This is a genomic window from Streptomyces sp. NPDC050617, from assembly GCF_040654795.1.
Taxonomy (GTDB): Bacteria; Actinomycetota; Actinomycetes; order Streptomycetales; family Streptomycetaceae; genus Streptomyces.
Genome location: NZ_JBFAIS010000018.1, coordinates 14,512 through 34,670, shown reverse-complemented (window position 1 = coordinate 34,670; position 20,159 = coordinate 14,512). Strand labels below are relative to the sequence as shown.

Annotated in this window: 21 protein-coding genes; 15 read left to right on the top strand and 6 right to left on the bottom strand. The window is 71.6% G+C overall.

From position 1 onward, the window contains the following. Positions 1 to 270 precede the first annotated feature (270 nt). Both AB0I49_RS23320 and AB0I49_RS23315 read left to right on the top strand, forming a co-directional pair. Positions 271 to 2,073: an ABC-F family ATP-binding cassette domain-containing protein gene (locus AB0I49_RS23320; protein ID WP_363228968.1), complete on the top strand. Its 1,803-nt coding sequence runs from the start codon at positions 271 to 273 to the stop codon at positions 2,071 to 2,073. Between the two features lie 81 nt (positions 2,074 to 2,154). Then, positions 2,155 to 3,894 carry an ABC-F family ATP-binding cassette domain-containing protein gene (locus AB0I49_RS23315; protein ID WP_363228967.1) on the top strand — a complete coding sequence of 580 codons (1,740 nt, stop codon included), beginning with the start codon at positions 2,155 to 2,157 and terminating at the stop codon, positions 3,892 to 3,894. Positions 3,895 to 4,300: 406 nt separating this feature from the next. Here the strand turns inward: AB0I49_RS23315 and AB0I49_RS23310 are convergent, their stop codons facing one another. Further along, the gene (locus AB0I49_RS23310) at positions 4,301 to 4,645 is read right to left on the bottom strand and encodes a hypothetical protein (protein ID WP_363228966.1); all 345 of its coding nucleotides are present in this window, start codon (positions 4,643 to 4,645) and stop codon (positions 4,301 to 4,303) included. A gap of 205 nt (positions 4,646 to 4,850) precedes the next feature. Here AB0I49_RS23310 and AB0I49_RS23305 point away from each other — a divergent pair, with 205 nt between their 5' ends. The 5 genes from AB0I49_RS23305 (at position 4,851) to AB0I49_RS23285 (ending at position 8,436) form a co-directional block, all read left to right on the top strand. Beyond that, entirely contained in the window at positions 4,851 to 5,642 is a 792-nt protein-coding gene (locus AB0I49_RS23305; protein ID WP_363228965.1) for an MBL fold metallo-hydrolase, read from the top strand. Between the two features lie 38 nt (positions 5,643 to 5,680). Next, entirely contained in the window at positions 5,681 to 6,325 is a 645-nt protein-coding gene (locus tag AB0I49_RS23300) for a TetR/AcrR family transcriptional regulator (protein WP_363229087.1), read from the top strand. Positions 6,326 to 6,539: 214 nt separating this feature from the next. Continuing rightward, on the top strand, positions 6,540 to 6,779 hold the full coding sequence (locus AB0I49_RS23295; protein WP_363228964.1) for a hypothetical protein: 240 nt from the start codon (positions 6,540 to 6,542) through the stop codon (positions 6,777 to 6,779). Between the two features lie 47 nt (positions 6,780 to 6,826). Continuing rightward, the gene (locus AB0I49_RS23290) at positions 6,827 to 7,669 is read left to right on the top strand and encodes a DUF2637 domain-containing protein (protein WP_363228963.1); all 843 of its coding nucleotides are present in this window, start codon (positions 6,827 to 6,829) and stop codon (positions 7,667 to 7,669) included. Positions 7,670 to 7,764: 95 nt separating this feature from the next. After that, positions 7,765 to 8,436: a DUF4291 domain-containing protein gene (locus AB0I49_RS23285; RefSeq protein ID WP_363228962.1), complete on the top strand. Its 672-nt coding sequence runs from the start codon at positions 7,765 to 7,767 to the stop codon at positions 8,434 to 8,436. A gap of 306 nt (positions 8,437 to 8,742) precedes the next feature. On the opposite strand, the gene AB0I49_RS23280 is transcribed toward AB0I49_RS23285, so the two are convergent. Next, entirely contained in the window at positions 8,743 to 9,198 is a 456-nt protein-coding gene (locus AB0I49_RS23280) for an ATP-binding protein (RefSeq protein WP_363228961.1), read from the bottom strand. 208 nt (positions 9,199 to 9,406) lie between these two features. Here AB0I49_RS23280 and AB0I49_RS23275 point away from each other — a divergent pair, with 208 nt between their 5' ends. The 6 genes from AB0I49_RS23275 to AB0I49_RS23250 all read left to right on the top strand — a co-directional run bounded on the left by AB0I49_RS23275 (position 9,407) and on the right by AB0I49_RS23250 (position 14,959). Then, positions 9,407 to 10,270: a helix-turn-helix transcriptional regulator gene (locus AB0I49_RS23275; protein WP_363228960.1), complete on the top strand. Its 864-nt coding sequence runs from the start codon at positions 9,407 to 9,409 to the stop codon at positions 10,268 to 10,270. Between the two features lie 17 nt (positions 10,271 to 10,287). After that, on the top strand, positions 10,288 to 10,494 hold the full coding sequence (locus AB0I49_RS23270; RefSeq protein ID WP_363228959.1) for a DUF397 domain-containing protein: 207 nt from the start codon (positions 10,288 to 10,290) through the stop codon (positions 10,492 to 10,494). A gap of 273 nt (positions 10,495 to 10,767) precedes the next feature. Next, on the top strand, positions 10,768 to 11,115 hold the full coding sequence (locus AB0I49_RS23265) for a hypothetical protein (RefSeq protein ID WP_363228958.1): 348 nt from the start codon (positions 10,768 to 10,770) through the stop codon (positions 11,113 to 11,115). A gap of 225 nt (positions 11,116 to 11,340) precedes the next feature. Beyond that, positions 11,341 to 12,837, top strand: a complete 1,497-nt coding sequence (locus AB0I49_RS23260) for an SDR family oxidoreductase (protein WP_363228957.1) — start codon at positions 11,341 to 11,343, stop codon at positions 12,835 to 12,837. Between the two features lie 173 nt (positions 12,838 to 13,010). After that, on the top strand, positions 13,011 to 14,384 hold the full coding sequence (locus tag AB0I49_RS23255; RefSeq protein ID WP_363228956.1) for a deoxyribodipyrimidine photo-lyase: 1,374 nt from the start codon (positions 13,011 to 13,013) through the stop codon (positions 14,382 to 14,384). Further along, positions 14,381 to 14,959: a TetR/AcrR family transcriptional regulator gene (locus AB0I49_RS23250; RefSeq protein WP_363228955.1), complete on the top strand. Its 579-nt coding sequence runs from the start codon at positions 14,381 to 14,383 to the stop codon at positions 14,957 to 14,959. The genes AB0I49_RS23255 and AB0I49_RS23250 overlap by 4 nt, the downstream gene beginning before the upstream one ends. 98 nt (positions 14,960 to 15,057) lie before the next feature. On the opposite strand, the gene AB0I49_RS23245 is transcribed toward AB0I49_RS23250, so the two are convergent. Together AB0I49_RS23245 and AB0I49_RS23240 are read right to left on the bottom strand one after the other, a co-directional pair. Further along, positions 15,058 to 16,473, bottom strand: a complete 1,416-nt coding sequence (locus AB0I49_RS23245; RefSeq protein WP_363228954.1) for an amidase — start codon at positions 16,471 to 16,473, stop codon at positions 15,058 to 15,060. A 70-nt stretch (positions 16,474 to 16,543) separates the two neighbouring features. Continuing rightward, positions 16,544 to 16,765, bottom strand: a complete 222-nt coding sequence (locus AB0I49_RS23240) for a hypothetical protein (protein WP_363228953.1) — start codon at positions 16,763 to 16,765, stop codon at positions 16,544 to 16,546. 103 nt (positions 16,766 to 16,868) lie between these two features. On the opposite strand from AB0I49_RS23240, the gene AB0I49_RS23235 reads away from it, so the two are divergent. Next, positions 16,869 to 17,804 carry an MBL fold metallo-hydrolase gene (locus AB0I49_RS23235; RefSeq protein WP_363228952.1) on the top strand — a complete coding sequence of 312 codons (936 nt, stop codon included), beginning with the start codon at positions 16,869 to 16,871 and terminating at the stop codon, positions 17,802 to 17,804. A gap of 34 nt (positions 17,805 to 17,838) precedes the next feature. Beyond that, entirely contained in the window at positions 17,839 to 18,147 is a 309-nt protein-coding gene (locus AB0I49_RS23230) for a hypothetical protein (RefSeq protein WP_363228951.1), read from the top strand. A gap of 122 nt (positions 18,148 to 18,269) precedes the next feature. On the opposite strand, the gene AB0I49_RS23225 is transcribed toward AB0I49_RS23230, so the two are convergent. Beyond that, positions 18,270 to 18,899, bottom strand: a complete 630-nt coding sequence (locus AB0I49_RS23225; protein ID WP_363228950.1) for an N-acetylmuramoyl-L-alanine amidase — start codon at positions 18,897 to 18,899, stop codon at positions 18,270 to 18,272. A gap of 612 nt (positions 18,900 to 19,511) precedes the next feature. After that, positions 19,512 to 20,114 (bottom strand): ATP-binding protein, encoded by a 603-nt coding sequence (locus AB0I49_RS23220; protein WP_363228949.1) that lies wholly within the window; start codon positions 20,112 to 20,114, stop codon positions 19,512 to 19,514. Positions 20,115 to 20,159: the final 45 nt, after the last annotated feature.

The window sequence follows — 20,159 nt, the reverse complement described above, 5'->3', positions numbered from 1 at the left end:
CGACACCTCCTCTCCGACACCCCCTGCTGTTACGCTGGCAATGACCTTGGTTTTGACCTTGATCTTGACCTTGGTTTTGACCTTGATTACGTGCTGAGGAGCCCAGACATGGTGGTGGACGACGACATCTCCGGGTGATACCCGGACCCGACAGGCCACCGGCCGGTGCGCGGAAGCGCCGCCGTCGTGGCCTCGCTGTCGTCCCCTCTTCCCCTGTCTGACGCCGGGGCAGACGTGTCTGCGCTGCCCCCTCCCCACGAGGTCGCCTCCATGTCCGACGCCTGCGTCGTCTGCTCGAACCTGTCCTTCTCCTGGTCCGACGGCACCCCCGTCTTCCAGGGCCTGTCCTTCACCGTCGGCTCCGGCCGCACGGGTCTCGTCGCGCCCAACGGCGCCGGCAAGAGCACGCTGCTCAAACTCGTCGCCGGTGAGCTGCGGCCCGGCGCCGGGTCGGTCTCCGTGGCCGGGACCCTCGGTTACCTCCCGCAGAGCCTGCCCCTGACCGGCGATCTCACGGTCGCCGAGGTGCTGGGCGTCGCAGCGGTCATCCGGGCCATCGACGCCGTGGAGTCCGGGGACGTCGACGAGAAGCACTTCACCACGATCGGCGACGACTGGGACATCGAGGAACGCACCCGCGCCCAGCTCGACCGCCTCGGCCTGGCCGGCCTCGCCCTGGACCGCAGCCTGAGCACCCTCAGCGGCGGCCAGGTCATCTCCCTCGGCCTCGCCGCCCAGCTGCTGAAGCGGCCCGACGTGCTGCTGCTGGACGAGCCCACCAACAACCTCGACCACGACGCCCGGCACAAGCTCTACGACGCCCTGGAGGACTTCACCGGCTGTCTCCTCCTGGTCAGCCACGACCGCGCCCTGCTCGACCGCATGGACCGTATCGCCGAACTCGACCGCGGCGAACTGCGCTTGTACGGCGGCGACTTCACCGCGTACGAGGAGGCGGTGCGCGCCGAGCAGGAAGTCGCCGAGAAGAACGTGCGCAACGCCGAGCAGGAGCTGAAGCGGGAGAAGCGGGAGATGCAGCAGGCCCGCGAGCGCGCCGACCGCCGGCAGAGCAACGCCGCCCGCAACCTGAAGAGCGCCGGTCTGCCCCGTATCTTCGCGGGCAACATGAAGCGCGGCGCGCAGGAGTCCGCGGGCCGCGCGGGCCAGATGCACGCGGGCCGGGTCGGCGAGGCGAAGGCCCGGCTGGACGAGGCCGGGCGTGCGCTGCGCGAGGAGCAGCGCATCACGCTCGACCTGCCGGACACCAACGTGCCCGCCGGGCGCAACCTGTTCCTTGGCGAGCGGCTCCGCGTCCGCCTCGGCGACAAGGACGTGTTCGCCGGCGAGGGCGTCGACCTGACCGTCCGGGGCCCCGAGCGCATCGCGCTGACCGGCCCCAACGGCGCCGGCAAGAGCACGCTGCTGCGCCTCCTCAACGGCGACCTGACACCGGGCAGCGACGACCTGACACCGGCCGGCGGCGACCGGACACCGGCCGACAGCGACCTGACCACGGGCAGCGGCTACCCGACACCGGGCGGTGGCGGCCTGACGGCGGGCAGCGACGACCTGACCGCGGGCGGTGGCGGCCTGACGGCGGGCAGCGGCGGCCTGACGGCGGTCGGCGGCGAGGTCAAGCGGGCCGATGGCCGTATCGCCTACCTCTCGCAGCGCCTGGACCTGCTGGACCCGGATCGTACGGTCGCCGAGAACTTCGCCGACTACGCCCCCGAGCGGCCGGAGGCGGAGCGGATGAACCTGCTCGCCCGCTTCCTCTTCCGCGGACCCCGCGCGCATCTGCCCGTCGGGGTGCTCTCCGGAGGCGAGCGGCTGCGCGCCACCCTGGCCTGTGTGCTGTGCGCGGAACCGGCCCCGCACCTGCTGCTCCTCGACGAACCGACGAACAACCTCGACCTGGTCAGCGCGGGGCAGTTGGAGAGCGCCCTGAACTCCTACCAGGGGGCCTTCGTGGTGGTCAGCCACGACGAGCGGTTCCTGCGCGAGATCGGCGTGAACCGGTGGCTGCGGCTGGCCGCCGGCGAGCTGACGGAGACGGGGGCCCCTGAGGTGTGAGCCGCCGGCGTGTCGATGTGGCCCGCGCCCGAGGCGCGCCGCCCCGCGGGCCGAACCCGAACACGTTGGACGGACGCCCCCATGCCTCAGCAACCCCACCGCGCTCTGCTCGCCCATGCTCTGCTCGCCCATGACCTGGTCCACACCCTCGGCGGCCGGCGGGTGCTCGACGGCGTCTCCCTGACCGCCTCGCCCGGCCGCCGCATCGGGCTGATCGGGGAGAACGGCGTCGGCAAGTCGACCCTGCTGCGCCTGCTGGCCGGTACGGACGAACCCGACTCCGGCAGCGTCACGCGCCCGCCCGACCTGGGCTTTCTTCATCAGGAGATGCCGTACGACGCCGGCGCGACGGTCGCCGACGTACTCGACGACGCCCTGTACGAGGCCCGGGAGGACCTCGCCGAGCTGGAACGGCTGGGCGAGCGGCTCGCGCGGACCCCTCAGGACGCGCCCGAGTACGCCGGCCTGCTCGACGCGTACGGCGCGCGGCTCGAACGGGCCCAGGTGCGGGAGGCTTGGGACGCCGAACGGCGCGCCGCGCTCGTACTCGACGGCCTCGGCCTCGCCCCCTTCCAACCTTTCGGACCTTTCGGCCTCTCCGGACCCGACCGAACGGACCGGACAGGCAGGGCAGACAGGGCAGACCGAACGGACCGGACCCTGGGCTCGCTGTCCGGTGGTCAGCGCGGTCGGCTCGCGCTCGCAGCGCTGCTGATCCGGCGGCCCGCCGCGCTCCTGCTGGACGAGCCGACCAACCACCTCGACGACAGTGCCGCCGCCTTCATCGAGGAACAGGTACGCGCCCTGCCCGGCGTCGTCGTGCTGGCCAGCCACGACCGGGCCTTTCTGGACGCGGTGTGCACGGATTTGATCGATCTCGATCCAGCGGTGAACGGCCCGGTCCGCTACGGCGGCAACTACAGCGCCTATTTGGCCGAGAAACACGCCGAGCGGGACCGCTGGGAACGGCGCTGGGCCGAGGAGCAGGAAGAACTGACCGCGCTACGGGTCTCCGCCGGGACCACCGCGCACCGCGTCGCACCGGACCGGGGCCCGCGCGACAACGAGAAGATGGGCTACGGCCGCCGCGCCGGCCGGGTACAGCACCAGATCTCCCGGCGCGTACGGAACGCCGCCCGCCGCCTGGAAGAACGGGAACGCTCCCAGGTCGCCGAGCCCCCGAAGCCCCTGCGGTTCGGGAGCCCGGCGCTCGCCGCACCCGCGGCCGAGGGCGACGCCCCGCTGGTGTCCCTCGAAGCCGTACGGGTACGGGGCCGTCTCGCACCGCTGAGCACGGACATCTCGGCGACCGACCGCCTCCTGGTCACCGGCGGCAACGGAACCGGCAAGTCGACCCTGCTGGCCGCGCTGGCCGGGCGCCTCACCCCCGAGGGCGACATGCGGCGCAGGCCCGGACTGACCGTGGGCCTCCTCACCCAGGACACCGCCTTCGACCGCCCGGACCGCTCCGCCCGGGACACGTACGAGCAAGCGCTGGGCCCCCGACGCGCCGAGGCGGTACCACTGGCCTCCCTGGGCCTGATGTACGAGACCGACCTCGACAAACCAGTCGGCCGCCTCTCAACCGGCCAACGCCGACGCCTGGCCCTCGCCCTGCTGGTAGCGCGCCCGCCCCAACTGCTGCTCCTCGACGAACCCACCAACCACCTCTCACCCCGCCTGTGCGACGAACTGGAAGCGGCCCTGGGCCCGGGCCCCGGCGCCGTCCCTGGCCCTGCCCCCGGCGCGATCGTCCTGGCCAGCCACGACCGCTGGCTCCGACAACGCTGGCAGGGCCGGGAAATCCGGCTCGGGCCCTGACCGCGACGTTCAGGGAACCGGGGACCTCACGGGGGTCCCCGGTCGGCGCCGGATCAGAGAGCGCACCAGGGGACGCGGCAGGTGTGGGGCGCGGCGCCTTCCGGGCACAAAGCCTTGATCAGGGACTTGCGGATCGCCCGCCATGTCCGCAGGGAACACGCCAAGTGGACGCGCAGTTCAACCGCTTCCCGCTCGCCGCTGTCCTGACCAGGGTGCTCGACGGCCCACTGTTCCGCCAGGAAGTCGTACATTTCAGCTGTCGTCAGGTCGCCGTCAGCGCAAGTACGCGCAACGTCTTGCCTGAGGACGCGGGCATTTCGGGGTGCCACGGCCCCGTCGACGAGTTCCCTGACCCAGGCCGCACCCTGAGCGTCTGCGTACAAGCCGAACCGCAGAGTTCGCTTCCTCATCGCACCCGGCCTTCGCTATGGACTGCTTCCGTCCCCCGATAGGCGCCGAACGTCCACAGGTTGCCCTCCGGGTCGCTCACCGTGAACGCGTATGCCCGAGCGCCCGAACCGAACTCGGTCGCGTGCGGTGGTTGGAGGATCTCGCCGCCGGGCCGGCGCAGTTCGGCGTGGCCGATGCCGCCGTGGTCGTCCGACACGGCGACCGCCTCCGCGAAGCCCAGCACGTCGGTCAGGAAGCGCAGCGCCGCACTCGTGTCGTCGTAGTGCAGGACCGGCCATACGGAGGTGGTGAAGGTGGGGGTGGAGGTGAAGGCAGAGGTGAAGGCGGCGTCGGGCGGCATGCCGCTCATCGTAGGCCGGTAGGTCCAGAGCCTCGTAGGCCCGTATGTCCGTAGGCCCGTATGTCCGCAGGCCGGGGTGCTTCCCTCCACCCAGAGCTAGAACAGTCATTCTGCTAGGGTCAGAATGACCGTTCTAAGAACGGCCATTCTCAGGGCCTGTCGACCTTCGGCACGCCCGTTTTCGGCTCACCGCAGAGGAGTAGCAGTGCGACTGCGACGTATGGGATGGGCGGGCGTCGAGCTCGAACACGAGGGGCAGACGCTGGTCATCGACCTCATCGAGGACGCTTCGCCGCTGTTCTCAAAGGAGAAGTTCCCCGCGGCGTCCCGCCCCGGAGAGGCGATTGCGGCGCTGGTGACGCACCTGCATACGGACCACGCGGACCCGGTGGCGATCCGGAAGGCGCTGGCCGAGGGGGCGCCGGTCTACCGGCCCGAGCCGTTCCCCGGTTCGGGGGACGATCTGAAGTGGACCTGCGAGGCGGAGGATCTGTTCCGCGAGCACGAGATCGCGACGGAGGTCGTGCGACCGTGGGAGGAACGGACCGTGGGGCCGTTCCGCGTCGCCGCGGGCCCGTCGATCGACGGGCTGGGGGATCCGCAGATCTGCTGGATCGTCGAGTGCGACGGCGTCCGCGTCTTCCACGGCGGGGACACGATGTTCCATGGGTTCTGGTGGGCGATCGCGCGCCGGTTCGGCCCCGTGGACATCGCGTTCGTGCCCATCAACGGCGCGATAGTGGAGCTCCCCCACCTTCAGCCGCCGAGCCCGTTCGCTGCCGCCATGCTGCCGGAGGAGGCGGCGGTCGCGGCGAACATCCTGGGCGCGCACACCGCCGTCCCCATCCATTACGGGACGCTGCACAAGCCGCCGATCTATATCGAGACCCCGCGGGCGGTCGAGCGCTTCGAGGAGCGTGCGACCGAGCTCGGGATGGTTCCGCTCGTCACGACGCCCGGCGAATGGTTCACCCTACGACCCGCGCCAGTACACTAGAACCAGCGTTCTAGTACGGAAGGGTTCCGAGGTTGAGGGTGGACGACGACGAGGCGCGGTCGCGCGTACTGGAGACCGCCGACGAACTCTTCTACCAGCGCGGCATCACCGCGGTGGGGATGGCCGAGGTCCGGGACGGCTCGGAGGTGTCGCTGGCGCGGCTCTACAAGCTCTACCCGTCCAAGCACCACCTCGCGGCGGCCTATCTCCAGGCGCACGGAAAGCAGTTGCGCGCGCGGCTGGCCGAGGCCGTCGAGCGGGCCGCCCCGGCCTCGGAAGGCTCACGGGCGCGCCTGCTCGCGGCGTTCGACGACCTCCGGGGAACCATCGAAGCGCCGGGCTTCCGGGGCTGCGCCTTCGTCAACGCCTGGGCCGAACTCGGCGGGAACGGACGCGACAGCCACCCCTTGGTGACCGAGGCGGTGCAGGAGCACAAGACGCTGTTCCGCGACTACCTGGTCGGGCTCGCCGAGGACTACGCCGACCCGCGGGCCATCGGCGAGCGCATGCACGTACTGATGGAAGGGGCCATGGTGACGTCCGCGCTCCTGGGTGCGGACGCCGCCGACCAGGCACGCATCGCCGCCTCCGCCGTGCTCGACGCGGCGGAGACCGGGGCAGGGGCGGGGGCTGAGCCGGGGCCAAGGTCAGGAGCAGGGGCGGACGCGGCGCAGAAGGCTTGAGCCCCCGCCGCCGAGCACTGGCCCGCAGGGAGGCACGCGTACGTACGCGGACGTCCGCGGACGCCCACAGCAGCACGCAGCAGCCCACAGAGGCACGCAAGACATTATCGAATTGAGCCGAATGGCCGGTATCTAACCTCCGTTGGTCGTCGTTTCAGTGGTTATGACCGATATGGCCCGCGCCTCCTCTCCGTATGCTCAGCCCACTCGCCGCATGGGCAAGTGGCTCCTCAAGCCGACCGCCACTCCCTCCCGGACCGGCCAAACCCCCTCCGCCTGCCTGGAATGCGATGGCCAAGAGGTCCAACTTGAGCACTCCGCCGACCTTTTGAAGCGCCTGCTCGCCGAACTGGACCGCATCGGGGCCGCTCTGTGGGAGCAGACCTTCACCGCGGACCCCCGCCCGCCCGCGGGCCCACCGCCCGCGCACCGGCCCCTGCCGGCCATGGTCTGAGCGAACCGGTCCCGGTCCGCACCGCTTCCTCACAGCACGGAGTCACCGTGTACGACCCCAACGCCTCCCCTTTGTTCCAACCCTCGCCCGCCGATCCGCACCGGGCCTCCGAGCCGCGGTACGGCCTGGGCGACGGCCCCCTCTTCACCGGCCTCTTCAACGGCACGGCCTCGCACGAGAGCCTGGCCGATGCCTGCGACGCGATCGCCGCGACGAACGGCACCTACCTGGACGCCGAGATCGCCGATCTGCTCAGCGCCGCGGAACAGCCGCCCGTAGCGGCCGACGTTCCGTACGCCGGGCCGGACACCGCCCCGTACGCAGCCGCCCCGTACGCCACAGCCCCGTACGCCACCGCCCCGCACAGCCACCGGAAGGCCGCCCGGCTGCCGTTCCGCCGCGTCGGCAAGGGCGACAGCTTCGGCAAGGGCGGCTACACCTGGAAGCGGCTGCTCAGCCTCGTCTCCGTCCTGTTGACCACGGTGCTCGTGGCCGCCGTCGGCATCCTCGGCGCCGCGGCGTCGTACCCCGCGCTGCACGGCCTCGCCAGCGGCGTCGCGCCGGGCGGCGTCGCGCTGCTGTGGCCGCTGCTCGTGTACGGGCCGTGGCTCGCCGCCACCCTCTCGATCCTGCGCGCCCGCGCCTACCGGCGCCGCACCGTCCACTCCTGGTGCGTCATCATCCTCTTCGCGGCCATCGCCATGGCCCTGTGCATCATCCACGCCCCGACCACCCCCGCCGGCATCATCGTGGCCGGGCTGCCGCCCGTGACCGTACTGCTCTGCTTCCACCAGCTCATCCGCCAACTCGACCTCACCCCCGGCCCCACCCCCACCACCCGCCACGCCTCCACCGCCCGCGGCGCCCATCGCCAACGGGTCACGGGCTGAGGGGTTCGTTCGCCGAGGGGTCGCGGTAGTCCCTTCGGCCTCGCGTCGGGGAAATTCGATGGCGTACGCGGAACAACGCGCCCACCCTGATCTTCGTGGAAGAACCCAAGTACCGGATTCGAGCGCAGTACACAGGTGCAACGGTCACCGTCTATCAGGCGTACGCGCCGGAAATCGGCCTGCCGTCGGCGCGGGACGGCCGATTTCCCGCGGCGTGGAAACGGGACCGGATGACGTGGATCAAACCGTCATTCCTGTGGATGATGTACCGCTGCGGATGGGGCGCCAAAGAATCCCAGGAAACCGTCCTCGCCGTGGAGATCGCCCGTGAGGGCTTCGAATGGGCGCTGGAAAACGCCTTCCTGTCCCATTACGAACAGGGCCTCCACGCCGACCACGCGGCGTGGAAAAGCCAGTTGAAACAGGCCCCGGCGCGGGTCCAATGGGACCCCGAACGCGACCTGCGCCTCCGGCCGCTCCCCCACCGGTCGCTCCAACTCGGACTCACCGGCGAAGCCGCGCGCCGCTACGCCGACGAGTGGACCGTCTCCATCACCGACGTCACCCCGCTCGCCCATACGGTCCACGCGCACGTACGGGAAGGGGACCTGGCCGCCGCGCGACGACTCCTGCCCCGCGAACGCCCCTACCCCGTACGCGCGGGGGCCTTGGCTCACCTGCTGGCGACGACGCCTGAAGTCACTCCTGCAGGAGTTCCGGGGCTCCCGGCCGGGGGCCTCTCCGCGACGGCGTCGGCGCGGCGCTGACGACGTACTGGGTACCGTCGTCGTCCGTGACCTCGAAGGCGTACGCGAACCCGGCCGCCAACCGGTCGAGAGCCCGCTCGTATGCGAGCGAGTCGGCCGGCAGCCCCCAGCCCGGCCACACCGAACCCTCGTGAACTTGGTCAGCCATGTCCGCGACCCGGTTCAGCACACACCGCATCGCCAGCCTCGGCGACTTCGCCAGGGAACAACCAAGCGGCACGGTACGGCCGTTGGGGAGATACGCCAACGCCAGTACGCGGATCTCGCGGGTGAGCCGGGGGTGGTGCACGGGCGAGGCGCACCCGCTCACGGCACCGCCGAGTTCGTAACCGTCAGCTCCGCCCAGACGGCCTTTCCGGCCTCGTGCGGCGCGACGCCCCACGCGTCGGCCAACGCGGCCACCACCGCCAAACCACGCCCGCATTCGTCGTCGCCCTCCGCCTGGTTGAGCACCGGCCACCCGTCACCACCGTCCACCGCCTCCACCCGCAGTCGCCCTGCCGCCAGCGTGAACCGAACGCCGACGTCCCGCCCCGCACCACCCGGCTCCGCCGACGCCTTCACGGCGTTGGCGACCAGCTCGGACAGCAACAGCTCGGCCGCGTCCGCGACTTCGCCCCCGATACCCCACTCCTGGAGCCGGTTCCGAAGGGCCGCGCGAGCCAGCCCCGGGCTTCTTCGATGCGGCGCGAACCAGTACTCAACCTCGATCGCCACTGCGGGCGTTGGGGTCTCCACTGCTGACCTGGCGCGTACGGACATAGCTATCCCCTTGGAGCGCATGGTGGAGCATCGCGATCACCCTCCCGTCACATGCGGCAACGGTGTGTGACTGCCGCGCTCAGCATGCTCTCGCACACCAGGAGAATGCAAGCCTTGCAAAGTACGTCCGTGCATTAGGAGTAGATTGAGGGCGGTGTGGTGGTCACCCAGACTCACGGGTACTACCGAGACAGCGAAGGGACGCACCATGTCGGACAAGCAACAGCGCCCGCCTACCGTCAGACTGCGTCGCCTGGCCGCAGGCATCAGTCGGCTCCGGGCGGACGCAGGTCTGACGCGGGAGGAGGTGGCGGCGCGGACGAGCATCAACGAAGCGACGATCTACCGCGTCGAGCACGCGCGGGCTCGGCCGCAGAAGCGAACACTCATCGCCCTCCTCGATCTTTACGAGGCGACCGAAGACCAGCGAGAAGATCTGCTCGCGGCCCACCGCGGAGCCAATGACCAAGGCTGGCTGCGGCCGTACCACTCGGAGTTGCCCGAGGAATACACCGCCTACATCGGCTTCGAGGCCGAAGCCCGTACGGTGCGCAATTACGAGTCGCTCTTCGTCCCCGGCCTGGCTCAGACCGAGGGTTACGCCCGTGCGGTCATCAAAGGTGTACTGCCGAAGGCCAGCGAGAAGGAAGTCGACCAGCGGGTGCAAGCTCGTATGGAGCGGCAGGCGTTGCTCACCAAGGAGCTTCCTCTGCAACTGTGGGCGATCGTGGACGAGGCCGCCATCCGTCGCATGGTCGGTGGCCGTGAAGTCATAGGAGAACAGGCGCGGCATCTGCTCAGGCTCATGGATGCGCCGAACATCACCATCCAAGTGATCCCTTTCGATAAAGGGGCCCACGCCGGGATGCCAGGCGGCTTTGTGCACATGGACTTTCCGGACGCCACCGATCCGGAGCTGGTCTACGTGGACACTCCGGCCGGCGATCTCTTCCTGGAGTCCGAGGCCGAGATGCGTCGCTACAAGTCGATGTTCGAGCATCTGCAGGCGGTCGCCTTGGCCCCGAACGAAAGCGCTGACCTGCTGGTTAAGGTTGCAGAGGCGCGAGACTAAGGGAGAAGGTGCGTGGAATGAAGTACGACCTGTCCGAATTGACGTGGCGCACGAGCAGCTACAGCAGTGGCAACGGTCAGTGCGTGGAGATCGGTGAGGGTGTGCGGGGGCTCGTGCCCGTACGGGACAGCAAAGCCCCCTCCGGCCCCGCCCTCGTCTTCGGCGCGGAGGCGTGGGGATCGTTCATAGCGAAGTTGAAGACCGAAGGTTCCATGACTCGCTGAAACCGCCGCCACCGCGTGAACGATTGGCACCGCACTCGGCGACTCGGCGACTCGGCGACTCGGCGACTCGGCGAAACGCTCGACTGGACTTCCCGGTCGAGCGTTTCGCGTGGGCGGCCGCCAGGGAGCCGTGGGAAGCCGGCTTGGGTGGGCCATACGGGTGAGCAGGGACGATTCTGCTTGGTCCTTTCGGGTGAGGCAGGGCTTTCGGGACACGAGCTTGGGCAACGTCGAGGAGCCATATACCCGCCTCGAATCAAAGGGGTTGCCCTCGTGCGTTTTCGAACCTTCACGGCCGCCGTCGTCAGTGGACTCGCGCTGCTCGCCGCCGTGCCCGGCTCCGCGTCCGCCGCAGAGGGGCAGTTCCGGTACACGTACAAGACGACCGAGGGGTACGAGGTCGTCGGGTTCCTCAACAACCCGCGCAGCGGCAAGTGCATCAACCTGCACGGCGTCGGCTCCGACACCCTGCCGCCCGGCCACTCGCCGAAGAACCGGACCGACCGGACGGCCACGGTCTTCCTGCACGCCAACTGCGCGGGCGGGGAGTACTTCTCCCTGCGTCCGCACACCGGCGGCGGCTCCGAGCGGCTGAAGGTGCGTTCGGTCGTCTTCTCCTGAGCCAGGCGCCGAGCCAGGCGCCGAGCCAGGCCCCGGGCCCTTCCCCTCGCGGGCTCACCGCTTCGGGAAGGGCCCGGGCGCACGCGGCGCGACACTCAGTCGCGGAGTGCGGCCGCCCGAGAGGCGGAAACGCCTTCGCCGGGGGACGGTGGGCACGTAAGGCATCGGGGCGAGCGCGCCCAGAGGCCACGTGGACACACGGCGGAGACGAGACGAGACGAGACCATGAGCGACGGCGGATCGCGGCGCTGCCTGGTGACAGGCGCCACGGGCTACATCGGCGGCCGGCTCGTGCCCGAGCTGCTGGCGGCCGGGCACCGGGTGCGCTGCCTCGCCCGGTCCCCGGAGAAGCTGCGCGACCACCCCTGGGCCGATCAGGTCGAGACCGTACGCGGCGACGTCACCGACGCCGATTCGATCGGCGCCGCGCTGCGCGGCGTCGAGGTCGCGTACTACCTGGTGCACGCGCTCGGCACCGGTTCCGGGTTCGAGGCGACCGACCGCCGGGCCGCCCGTATCTTCGGCGAGCAGGCGCGCGCGGCGGGCGTGCGGCGCGTCGTCTACCTCGGCGGCCTCACTCCGGCGGGCGTCCCCGACGGGGAGCTCTCCCCCCACCTGCGCTCGCGCGCCGAAGTGGGCCGCATCCTCCTCGGTTCCGGCGTGCCGGCCACCGTGCTGCGCGCCGCCGTCATCATCGGTTCCGGCTCCGCCTCCTTCGAGATGCTGCGCTACCTCACCGAACGGCTGCCGGTGATGGTCACCCCGAGCTGGGTGCGCACCCGCATCCAGCCGATCGCCGTCCGGGACGCCCTGCGCTATCTCGTCGGCAGCGCGACCATGCCCGACGACGTCGCCCGCTCCTTCGACATCGGCGGCCCGGAGGTCCTGACCTACCGGGAGATGATGCGCCGGTACGCGGCCGTGGCCGGGCTGCGGAACCGTCTGATCATGCCCGTGCCGATGCTCTCGCCGGGGCTGTCCAGCTACTGGGTCGGCCTGGTCACCCCCGTGCCCCGGTCCATCGCCCGGCCGCTCGCGGAGTCGCTGCGTCACGAGGTGGTGTGCGCCGAGCACGACATCGCGCGGTACGTGTCCGATCCCCCCGGCACGCCCCTCGGCTTCGACGAGGCCCTGTCCCTGGCGCTCCAGCGGGTACGGGACGCGCAGGTCAGCACCCGCTGGTCGTCGGCGTCCGTGCCCGGCGCGCCCAGCGACCCGCTGCCCACGGACCCCAGCTGGGCCGGCGGCAGCCTCTACACCGACCGGCGCCAACGTACCGTCGACGCCGGCAGGGACCAGCTGTGGCGGGTCATCGAGAGCATCGGCGGCGACAACGGCTGGCACTCCTTCCCGCCCGCCTGGGCCGTACGGGGCTGGCTCGATCGGCTGGTCGGCGGGGTGGGGCTGCGGCGCGGGCGCCGCGACGCGCAGCGGCTGCGGGTCGGGGACTCGCTGGACTTCTGGCGCGTCGAGGAGATCGAGCGCGGGCGGCTGCTGCGGCTGCGCGCCGAGATGCGGCTGCCGGGGCTGGCGTGGCTGGAGATGTACGTGGACGAGGACGACGCGGGGCGGACGCTCTACCGGCAGCGGGCGCTCTTCCACCCGCGGGGGCTGCTGGGGCACGCCTACTGGTGGAGCGTGGCGCCGTTCCACGCCCTGGTCTTCGGCGGCATGGCCCGCAACATCGCCCGCGCCGCCGAATCCGCTGACGCGGAGTCCTAGGACCACGGATCGCGGCAGGACGCTCGCGCTCCTCTTACGCGCCCCGGTACGCGCCCCCTGGCCCCGCCCCGCCTCACCGTTCCCCGGCCCGGCATATGGCAGCATCAGCGGGCCCCGAGCCGCGCGATTCCCCGCAATCCCCCTTTCTCCCCCCATGCAAGGAGCCCGCTCGCGTGAGTGTTTCCGTGGTGCTGTTCACCTCCGACCTGCGCGTCCACGACAACCCGGTGCTGCGCGCCGCGCTGCGCGAGTCCGACCAGGTCGTCCCGTTGTTCGTGGCGGACGACGGGGTGCGCGACGCCGGGTTCGACGCGCCGAACCGCCGCGCGTTCCTCGCCGACTGCCTCGCCGATCTCGACGCCTCGCTCCGCTCGCGCGGCGGCCGCCTGGTGCTCCGCCGCGGCGACGTGGTGGACCGGGCGTGTTCCGTCGCGACGTCCGCGGGGGCGAGGCGGCTGCACATCGCGGCCGGGGTGAGCCGCTACGCGCTGCGGCGCGAGGAGCGGCTGCGGGACGCGCTGGAGGGGACCGGCTGCGAGCTGGTGGTGCACGACGCGGTGGTGACGGCCATCGCGCCCGGCCGGCTGACGCCGTCCGGCGGCGACCACTACGCCGTGTTCACGCCGTACTTCCGGCGCTGGAGCCAGGAGGGCGTACGGGCGGCTGTGGGCGCCCCGCGCACGGTGCGCGTGCCCGACGAGGTGGCGAGCGAGTCGCTGCCGTCCCGCGCGAAGGTCACCGGGGTCTCGGCGGGGCTGGCCGGGGGCGGCGAGACGGAGGCCCGGCGGCGGCTGACCGCGTGGTGTTCCGGCGGCCTGGCCCGGTACGAGGCGGGCCACGACGACCTGGCGGGCGACGCCACCTCCCGCCTCTCGCCGTATCTGCACTTCGGCGCGGTGTCGGCGGCCGAGGCGGTGCAGCGGGCGCGGCGGACGTCGGGGCCCGGCGCCGAGGCGTTCGTACGGCAGATCGCCTGGCGGGACTTCCACCACCAAGTGCTCGCGGCCCGGCCCGAGACGTCCGCGGCCGACTACCGGCCGAGGGGCGACCGGTGGCGCGAGGACGCCGGGGAGATCGACGCGTGGCGGACGGGGTGTACGGGGTACCCGCTGGTGGACGCGGCGATGCGGCAGCTGCTCCACGAGGGGTGGATGCACAACCGGGGCCGGATGCTGGCGGCGAGCTTCCTGACCAAGACGCTGTACACGGACTGGCGGGTGGGCGCCCGGCACTTCCTGGACCTCCTGGTGGACGGGGACATCGCCAACAATCAGCTCAACTGGCAGTGGGTGGCGGGCACCGGCACGGACACCCGGCCGAACCGGGTGCTCAACCCCGTGGTGCAGGGCAAGCGCTTCGACCCGCGCGGTACGTACGTACGCCGGTGGGTGCCGGAGCTCGCGGAGGTCCCGGACCGGTACATCCATGAGCCGTGGCGGCTGGCGGAGCACGGGGACGGGGCCCCGGCCGGCTATCCGGCCCCGGTGGTCGAACTGTCCCGTGGCCGCGACCGGTTCGAACGGGCTCGCGCTACGGTAGGCGGATGAGCGCGAGAGGAGCCGTGCGGCCCGGAGGCCGGAGTGCGCGGGTGCAGGAGTCGGTCCACCGGGCTGTCCGGGAGCTGGTCGAGGAGCAGGGGCGGGACGGGCTGAGCGTGCCGATGGTGGCCGCCCGTGCGGGCGTCACGCCCTCGACGGTGTACCGGCGGTGGGGCGACATCGGCGAGTTGCTGTCCGATGTGGCGGTCGAGCGGCTGCGGCCGGAAGGCCCGCCGGAGGACCTGGGGTCGCTGCGGGACGATCTCGACGCGTGGGCGGAGCTGTTCCTGGACGAGATGGCGTCCCCGCCCGGACGCGCCTATATCCGGGACGCCCTGATCGGCGACCCGGACGGCGGCAATGCCGGGCAGTGCTCGGAGTACGCGGCGCAGCAGCTGGCGGTGGTCTTCGGCCGGGCCGCCGAGCGGGGCGAGGCGGTGCCGGAGCTGGAGTACGCGATGGATCACGTGGTGGCGCCGATGATGTACCGCATCCTGTTCCGCCCGAGCCCGCTGACGGCCGAGTACGCGCGGGAGCTGGTGGCCGACCTGCTGTCCCGCCGCGCGGAGCCCCGGCGGGGTTAGCGGGTCCCGGTCCCGGCGGGGTTAGCGGGGCCCGTTGGAGAGGCCCGGTCCCGGCGGGGTTAGCGGGGCCCGTTTGGAGAGGCCCGGCCCCGGCGGGGTCAGAGGGGCGCCAGCTCCGGCGCGGGGCGGTGCGCCTGCTCGTACGCGCCGCCGAACCGGATGAGGGTCGCCTCCTCCAGCGGCCTGCCGATGAGCTGCATGCCGATGGGCAGGCCCTGCGCGTCGCGGCCGACGGGGACGGAGAGGGACGGCAGGCCGGTGAGGTTGGCGGGGGCGGAGAGGCGTACGTAGCTCTCGGACACCGGCTCCTCGCTGCCGTCGGCCCAGTGGAGCAGCGGTTCGTCGGCGCGCGCGGCGGTGGAGGTGACCGTGGGAGCGGCGACGACGTCGACGTCCTTGAGCAGTTCGTGCCAGCCGTCGCGCATCAGGGTCCGGGCGCGCTGGGCCCGGATGTAGTCGGTCGCGGGCATGAACTCCCCGGCTTCGAGCAGCAGCCGTACGTCCTCCGAGTACAGCTCCGGGACCGCGCGCAGGGTCTCCTGGTGGTAGGCCGTGGCCTCGGGCACCAGCAGGCCCCACTGGGCGGCGTGGACGTACTCGGCCATCGGAATACGTACGGGCACGGCGGTCGCGCCGAGTCCGGTGAGGGCGTCGATGGCGTGCCGGACGGCCTCCTCGACCTCGGGTTGCACCCGGTCGAAGAAGAAGTTGACCGGTACGCCGACGCGCAGCCCCCGCAGGTCCCGGCCGAGGTCGCGCCCGTAGTCCTGCGACTGCTGACCGGAGCCGGCCGGGCCGGCGGTGTCCCGCGGGTCGTCGGGGCCGGCGAGCGCGGCGAGGACCGTGGCGGTGTCGCGGACCGAGCGGGTGATCGGGCCGACGTGGTCGAGGGACCAGGAGAGCGGGGCGACGCCCTGCCGGGACACCAGGCCGAAGGTCGGCTTGAGGCCGACGACGCCGGTGAGGGCGGCGGGGATGCGGATGGAGCCGCCGGTGTCGGTGCCGAGCGCGAAGGTGGCCGCCCCGGCGGCGACGGCCGCGGCCGAGCCGCCGCTGGAGCCGCCGGGCACATGGCCGGTCGACCAGGGGTTGCGGGTCTGGGGCGTGATGGTCCCGTAGGCGAACTCGTGGGTGTGGGTCTTGCCGACGAGGACCGCGCCGGCGGCGCGGAGCCGCGCCATGACGGTGGCGTCCGTGTCGGGTACGCGGCCGGCCCGTACGCGGGAGCCCGCGGCGGTGGCGACGCCCGCGGTGTCGATCAGGTCCTTCACGCCGACGGGGATGCCGTGCAGCGGGCCGCGGCCGCGGCCGGCGGCTATCTCGCGCTCGGCTTCTCGGGCGGCGGCGCGGGCGGCGTCGGCGGTGACGGTCGCGTACGCGCTGATCTCCGGCTCGACGGCGGAGATGCGGCTCAGCACGGAGTCGGTGAGCTCGACCGGGGAGAGGGACCTGTCGGCGATGGCGCGGGCGGCCTCGGTGAGGGTGAGCTGGAAGGGCTGGGTGGCGGCGGTCATGGGGTGCTCCTCAGCGGGCGTCGAGAGCGGGGGCGGCGTGGGGGTGGTTACGGGACCGGGGGGAGAGTGGTCACGGGGCGGGGGCGTGGCCGGGGGTGGTGACCGCGGCGGGGGCCGGCGGGAAGGCGGGGGCCGTGTCGCCGAGGGGGATGTCGCGCAGGACGCTGACGACCTGGTGGATGCCGTTGACGGTCGCCGTGACGAGGGGCAGCCGGTCGGCGGGGAGCGGCAGCCCGGCGCGGCCTGCGAGCAGCGCCAGGTCCTGGGCGGACAGATCGTGAGTAGCGGGCATGGGGCGGCCCGTCCTTCCTAAAAGCTCTTTCTTGACTTTTAGAGACGTTAGACGTCATGGTCGACTAACGCAAACATTGAGCTTTAAGAGTGGAGAGGCCCTCATGACCAGCTGGCGCGTAGGCGACGGAACCACCGTCCACCGCATCGACGAGATCGCCCTCCCCCCGGAGACCGGCCCCTGGCTGCTGCCCGCCGCGACCCCCGAGGTCACGGCGCAAGCACCGTGGCTGACACCGGAGTTCGCGGGCGAGGACGGCGGGCTGCGCCTCGCCGTGCATACCTTCGCCGTGGAGATCGGCGGCCTGCGCGTACTGATCGACACCGGCATCGGCAACCACAAGACGCGCGCCAATCCCGCCTGGCACGACCTCGACACGCCCTACCTCGACCGGCTCGCCGCCGCCGGCTTCGCCCCCGAGACCGTCGACTACGTGATCCTCACCCATCTGCACGCCGATCACGTCGGGTGGAACACCCGACGCGCCGCCGACGGCTCCTGGCGCCCCACCTTCCCCAACGCCCGCTACCTCACCTCCCGCACCGAGCACGACTACTGGTCGGGCGTCGACATGGAGGAGAGCCGCCGCCAGATGCTCCAGGACTCCGTCGCCCCGGTGCGCGAGGCGGGGCTGCTGGACCTCGTGGACGTGGCCGAGGGCGGCACGGAGGTCGTCCCCGGACTCACCCTCCTGCCCACGCCGGGGCACACGCCCGGCCAGATCTCGGTCGCCCTGCGCGACGGCGAGCACTCCGCGGTCGTCACCGGGGACTGCGTGCACCACCCGGTGCAGCTCGCCCACCCGGACCTGTGCAGCAGCGTCGACATCGACGCCGAGCAGGCGGCCCGGACCCGGACCCGGCTGCTGACGGAGCTGGCCGGCACGGGGACGCTGCTCCTCGGCAGCCACTTCCCGCCGCCGACCGCCGGGCTCGTACGGCGCGACGGCGACGCCTTCCGGCTCCTCCCCGTGCCCGCCGGGCAGCCGGCCGCCAGCAGCGGGGACAGCGGCGGCGCCGCCGTCACGGTCGGCGGATAGGGCGTTGTCAGTGGTGGCGCGTACGCTCCGGAGCATGAGTTACGCAGACCTGCGCGAACTCCAGAGCGCGCTCAGCACCGCCTCGGACATCGCCTTCTCCATCGAATCCGCGCCCGCGGCGCACGAGGCCGACCAGCTCGTCGACGCCCTGCGCCGGGCGCTCGCCGCCGCGAGCTCCCTCGGGACGGGCGGCGGCGCCACGGGCTGCTCGGAGCATCCGAGAGGGGCCGTCGACCCGCTGTTCGGCGACAAGAACGACCCGCTGCCGCCGGGGTGGGGCCGGTGCCTGCTGTGCAACGACCGCCGGCGGCGGGCCAGCGCGCAGCGCCGGGGCTGGCGCTGACCCTCGTCGCAGCGAGTGGCGCCGGGCGGCGCCGCAGAGGAGACACCGCCCGGAACCCCGGCCCCGCCGGGCGGCGTTGACGGCTCACGCCGCGCCGCGCCGTCCGGGCCGCGCCGCACGGCTCAGGCCGCGTTGACGAGCCTCATATACCGGGTCCAGTCCCAGTACCGGCCGGGATCGGTGTGGTCCGTGCCGGGGACCTCGACATGGCCGATGATGTGGCTGCGGGTCCTGGGGATGGAGTACCGGTCGCAGATGGCCGCGGTGAGCGCCGCCGAGGCGCGGTACAGGGCGTCCGTGAAGTACTCCGGCTTGTCGACCCAGCCCTCGTGCTCGATGCCGATGCTGCGGGTGTTGTAGTTCCAGTTCCCGGCGTGCCAGGCGACGTCCTTCTCGCGTACGAACTGGCCGATGTACCCGTCCGCCGAGGCGACCGCGTAGTGCGCGGAGACCTTCGAGGACGGGTCCTTGAAGATCTTCATCGTCTTGGGGAAGGTCGCCTGCGTGACGTGGATGACGACGAAGTCGAGCGGGTAGGCGGCGGGGCGGTTGGAGACCGTGTAGTTGGCGGGGCTGGCCGGGATCCAGTGGAGCGGCGGATAGGCCGGGTCGGGCTGCGGCGCGGCGCTCGCGCTGCGGCCGGTCATGCGGGCGGCGGTGAGGCCGACCGCGGCGGCGGCGCCGATCAGGGTCGAACCGCGCAGAAGGTGCCTGCGGGACAGGCCGGGTCTGTGGTGCTCTTGCTCTGCCATGCGTTCTCCCGAATCCGTAGCTGCTGATACAGGCAGGTACATGCCACTCACTGGCGCGCCTCCATGCTGAGCTTTCAACGACTCCACGCCAAGAACCACACGGCGCGCGGCGATTTCCCCACCCCTGTAACGGAGGGCAATTCCGTTGGCACGGAGGGGAATTGGACACGGGCATTCCGGGCGGCGGCGTGTCCACCTACGGGCGCCCCATACTCCCGCACGCCGGAACCTGATTCCCTTGGGCACATACCCATTCACCCATTGTTTGCAAGGCTCGTGTCACACGTCACCTTTGATTCACTTTTGTTTTGTCCGCTTTAGCGGGGTATTTTCCGCCTATCGCCTATTAGCGGGACAGCGCACCGTCTGCCATAGTCGGTCTCACGACCCCCATTGACCCGGGCAAGGTCGACCACAGCGCCGTGGACAACACCCCTTTCGTCCGCGGCGGCACGCAGAGGCCCCCGCACTGTCGCATGACGACGGATGGGGGCCTCTGCGTTTTCAGCCGTGTTCTTCAGCGGTGCTCTTCAGTGATGTTCTTCAGCGGTGTTTTCGACCGCGCCCGCGTCGGCGTTCGCGAGTACATCCCCGGCGCCCGGCGGTCAGGGGTCAGCGGTCGGCGGCGCGCATCTCGAACCAGGTCGTCTTGCCGCGCGGCAGCAGGTCCACTCCCCAGCGGTCCGAGAGCTTGTCCACCAGAAAGAGGCCGCGACCGCTGATGTCCAGCTCTTGCACCGGCATCAGGCAGGGCAGCCCCCGAGACGGGTCGCAGACCTCGATCCGTATCCAGCCGCGCCGCCGGTGCATCCGCAGCCCGAAGGAGCGCGCGCCCGTGTGCCGGACCGCGTTGCCGACCAGCTCGGACACCAACAGGACGGCGTACTCGGCGAGTTGAGGGGACATCCCCCACTTGCGCAGCACCACGCACTGGGTCAGCCGGCGGGCGCAGGCGGCGGACTCGGGACGCGAGGGCAACCGCACCTCCCGGGCCGTCGGGTCCCCGTACAGCTCGAACACCTTGGCCGCCGGATCCTCGTCGACGGCCGGCGTCCACCGCGCCCCGGCCGTAGCGGCTCGCGGCTGCGGCTGCCCCATTTCCTCCAAGCCCGCCATGGCACCATCATGGCCGTCAAAATGACCCTCCGGGGTGGAACGGAGGGATTCATCAGGCCGGAATCCGCCGTTCCGCGCAACCCTCCCGACATATGCCAACGGCAGTTAATCTCCCGCACTACCCCACTGACCTGCGGTGACCTT

Excerpts from the sequence above, each read along its gene's own strand:
- AB0I49_RS23225 (WP_363228950.1), bottom strand. The coding sequence starts at position 18,899 with ATGGCAGAGCAAGAGCACCACAGACCCGGCCTGTCCCGCAGGCACCTT.
- AB0I49_RS23250 (WP_363228955.1), top strand. The coding sequence starts at position 14,381 with ATGAGCGCGAGAGGAGCCGTGCGGCCCGGAGGCCGGAGTGCGCGGGTG.
- AB0I49_RS23270 (WP_363228959.1), top strand. The coding sequence starts at position 10,288 with ATGAAGTACGACCTGTCCGAATTGACGTGGCGCACGAGCAGCTACAGC.
- AB0I49_RS23235 (WP_363228952.1), top strand. The coding sequence starts at position 16,869 with ATGACCAGCTGGCGCGTAGGCGACGGAACCACCGTCCACCGCATCGAC.
- AB0I49_RS23245 (WP_363228954.1), bottom strand. The coding sequence starts at position 16,473 with ATGACCGCCGCCACCCAGCCCTTCCAGCTCACCCTCACCGAGGCCGCC.
- AB0I49_RS23320 (WP_363228968.1), top strand. The coding sequence starts at position 271 with ATGTCCGACGCCTGCGTCGTCTGCTCGAACCTGTCCTTCTCCTGGTCC.
- AB0I49_RS23240 (WP_363228953.1), bottom strand. The coding sequence starts at position 16,765 with ATGCCCGCTACTCACGATCTGTCCGCCCAGGACCTGGCGCTGCTCGCA.
- AB0I49_RS23230 (WP_363228951.1), top strand. The coding sequence starts at position 17,839 with ATGAGTTACGCAGACCTGCGCGAACTCCAGAGCGCGCTCAGCACCGCC.
- AB0I49_RS23280 (WP_363228961.1), bottom strand. The coding sequence starts at position 9,198 with ATGTCCGTACGCGCCAGGTCAGCAGTGGAGACCCCAACGCCCGCAGTG.
- AB0I49_RS23310 (WP_363228966.1), bottom strand. The coding sequence starts at position 4,645 with ATGCCGCCCGACGCCGCCTTCACCTCTGCCTTCACCTCCACCCCCACC.
- AB0I49_RS23315 (WP_363228967.1), top strand. The coding sequence starts at position 2,155 with ATGCCTCAGCAACCCCACCGCGCTCTGCTCGCCCATGCTCTGCTCGCC.
- AB0I49_RS23275 (WP_363228960.1), top strand. The coding sequence starts at position 9,407 with ATGTCGGACAAGCAACAGCGCCCGCCTACCGTCAGACTGCGTCGCCTG.
- AB0I49_RS23260 (WP_363228957.1), top strand. The coding sequence starts at position 11,341 with ATGAGCGACGGCGGATCGCGGCGCTGCCTGGTGACAGGCGCCACGGGC.
- AB0I49_RS23295 (WP_363228964.1), top strand. The coding sequence starts at position 6,540 with ATGGGCAAGTGGCTCCTCAAGCCGACCGCCACTCCCTCCCGGACCGGC.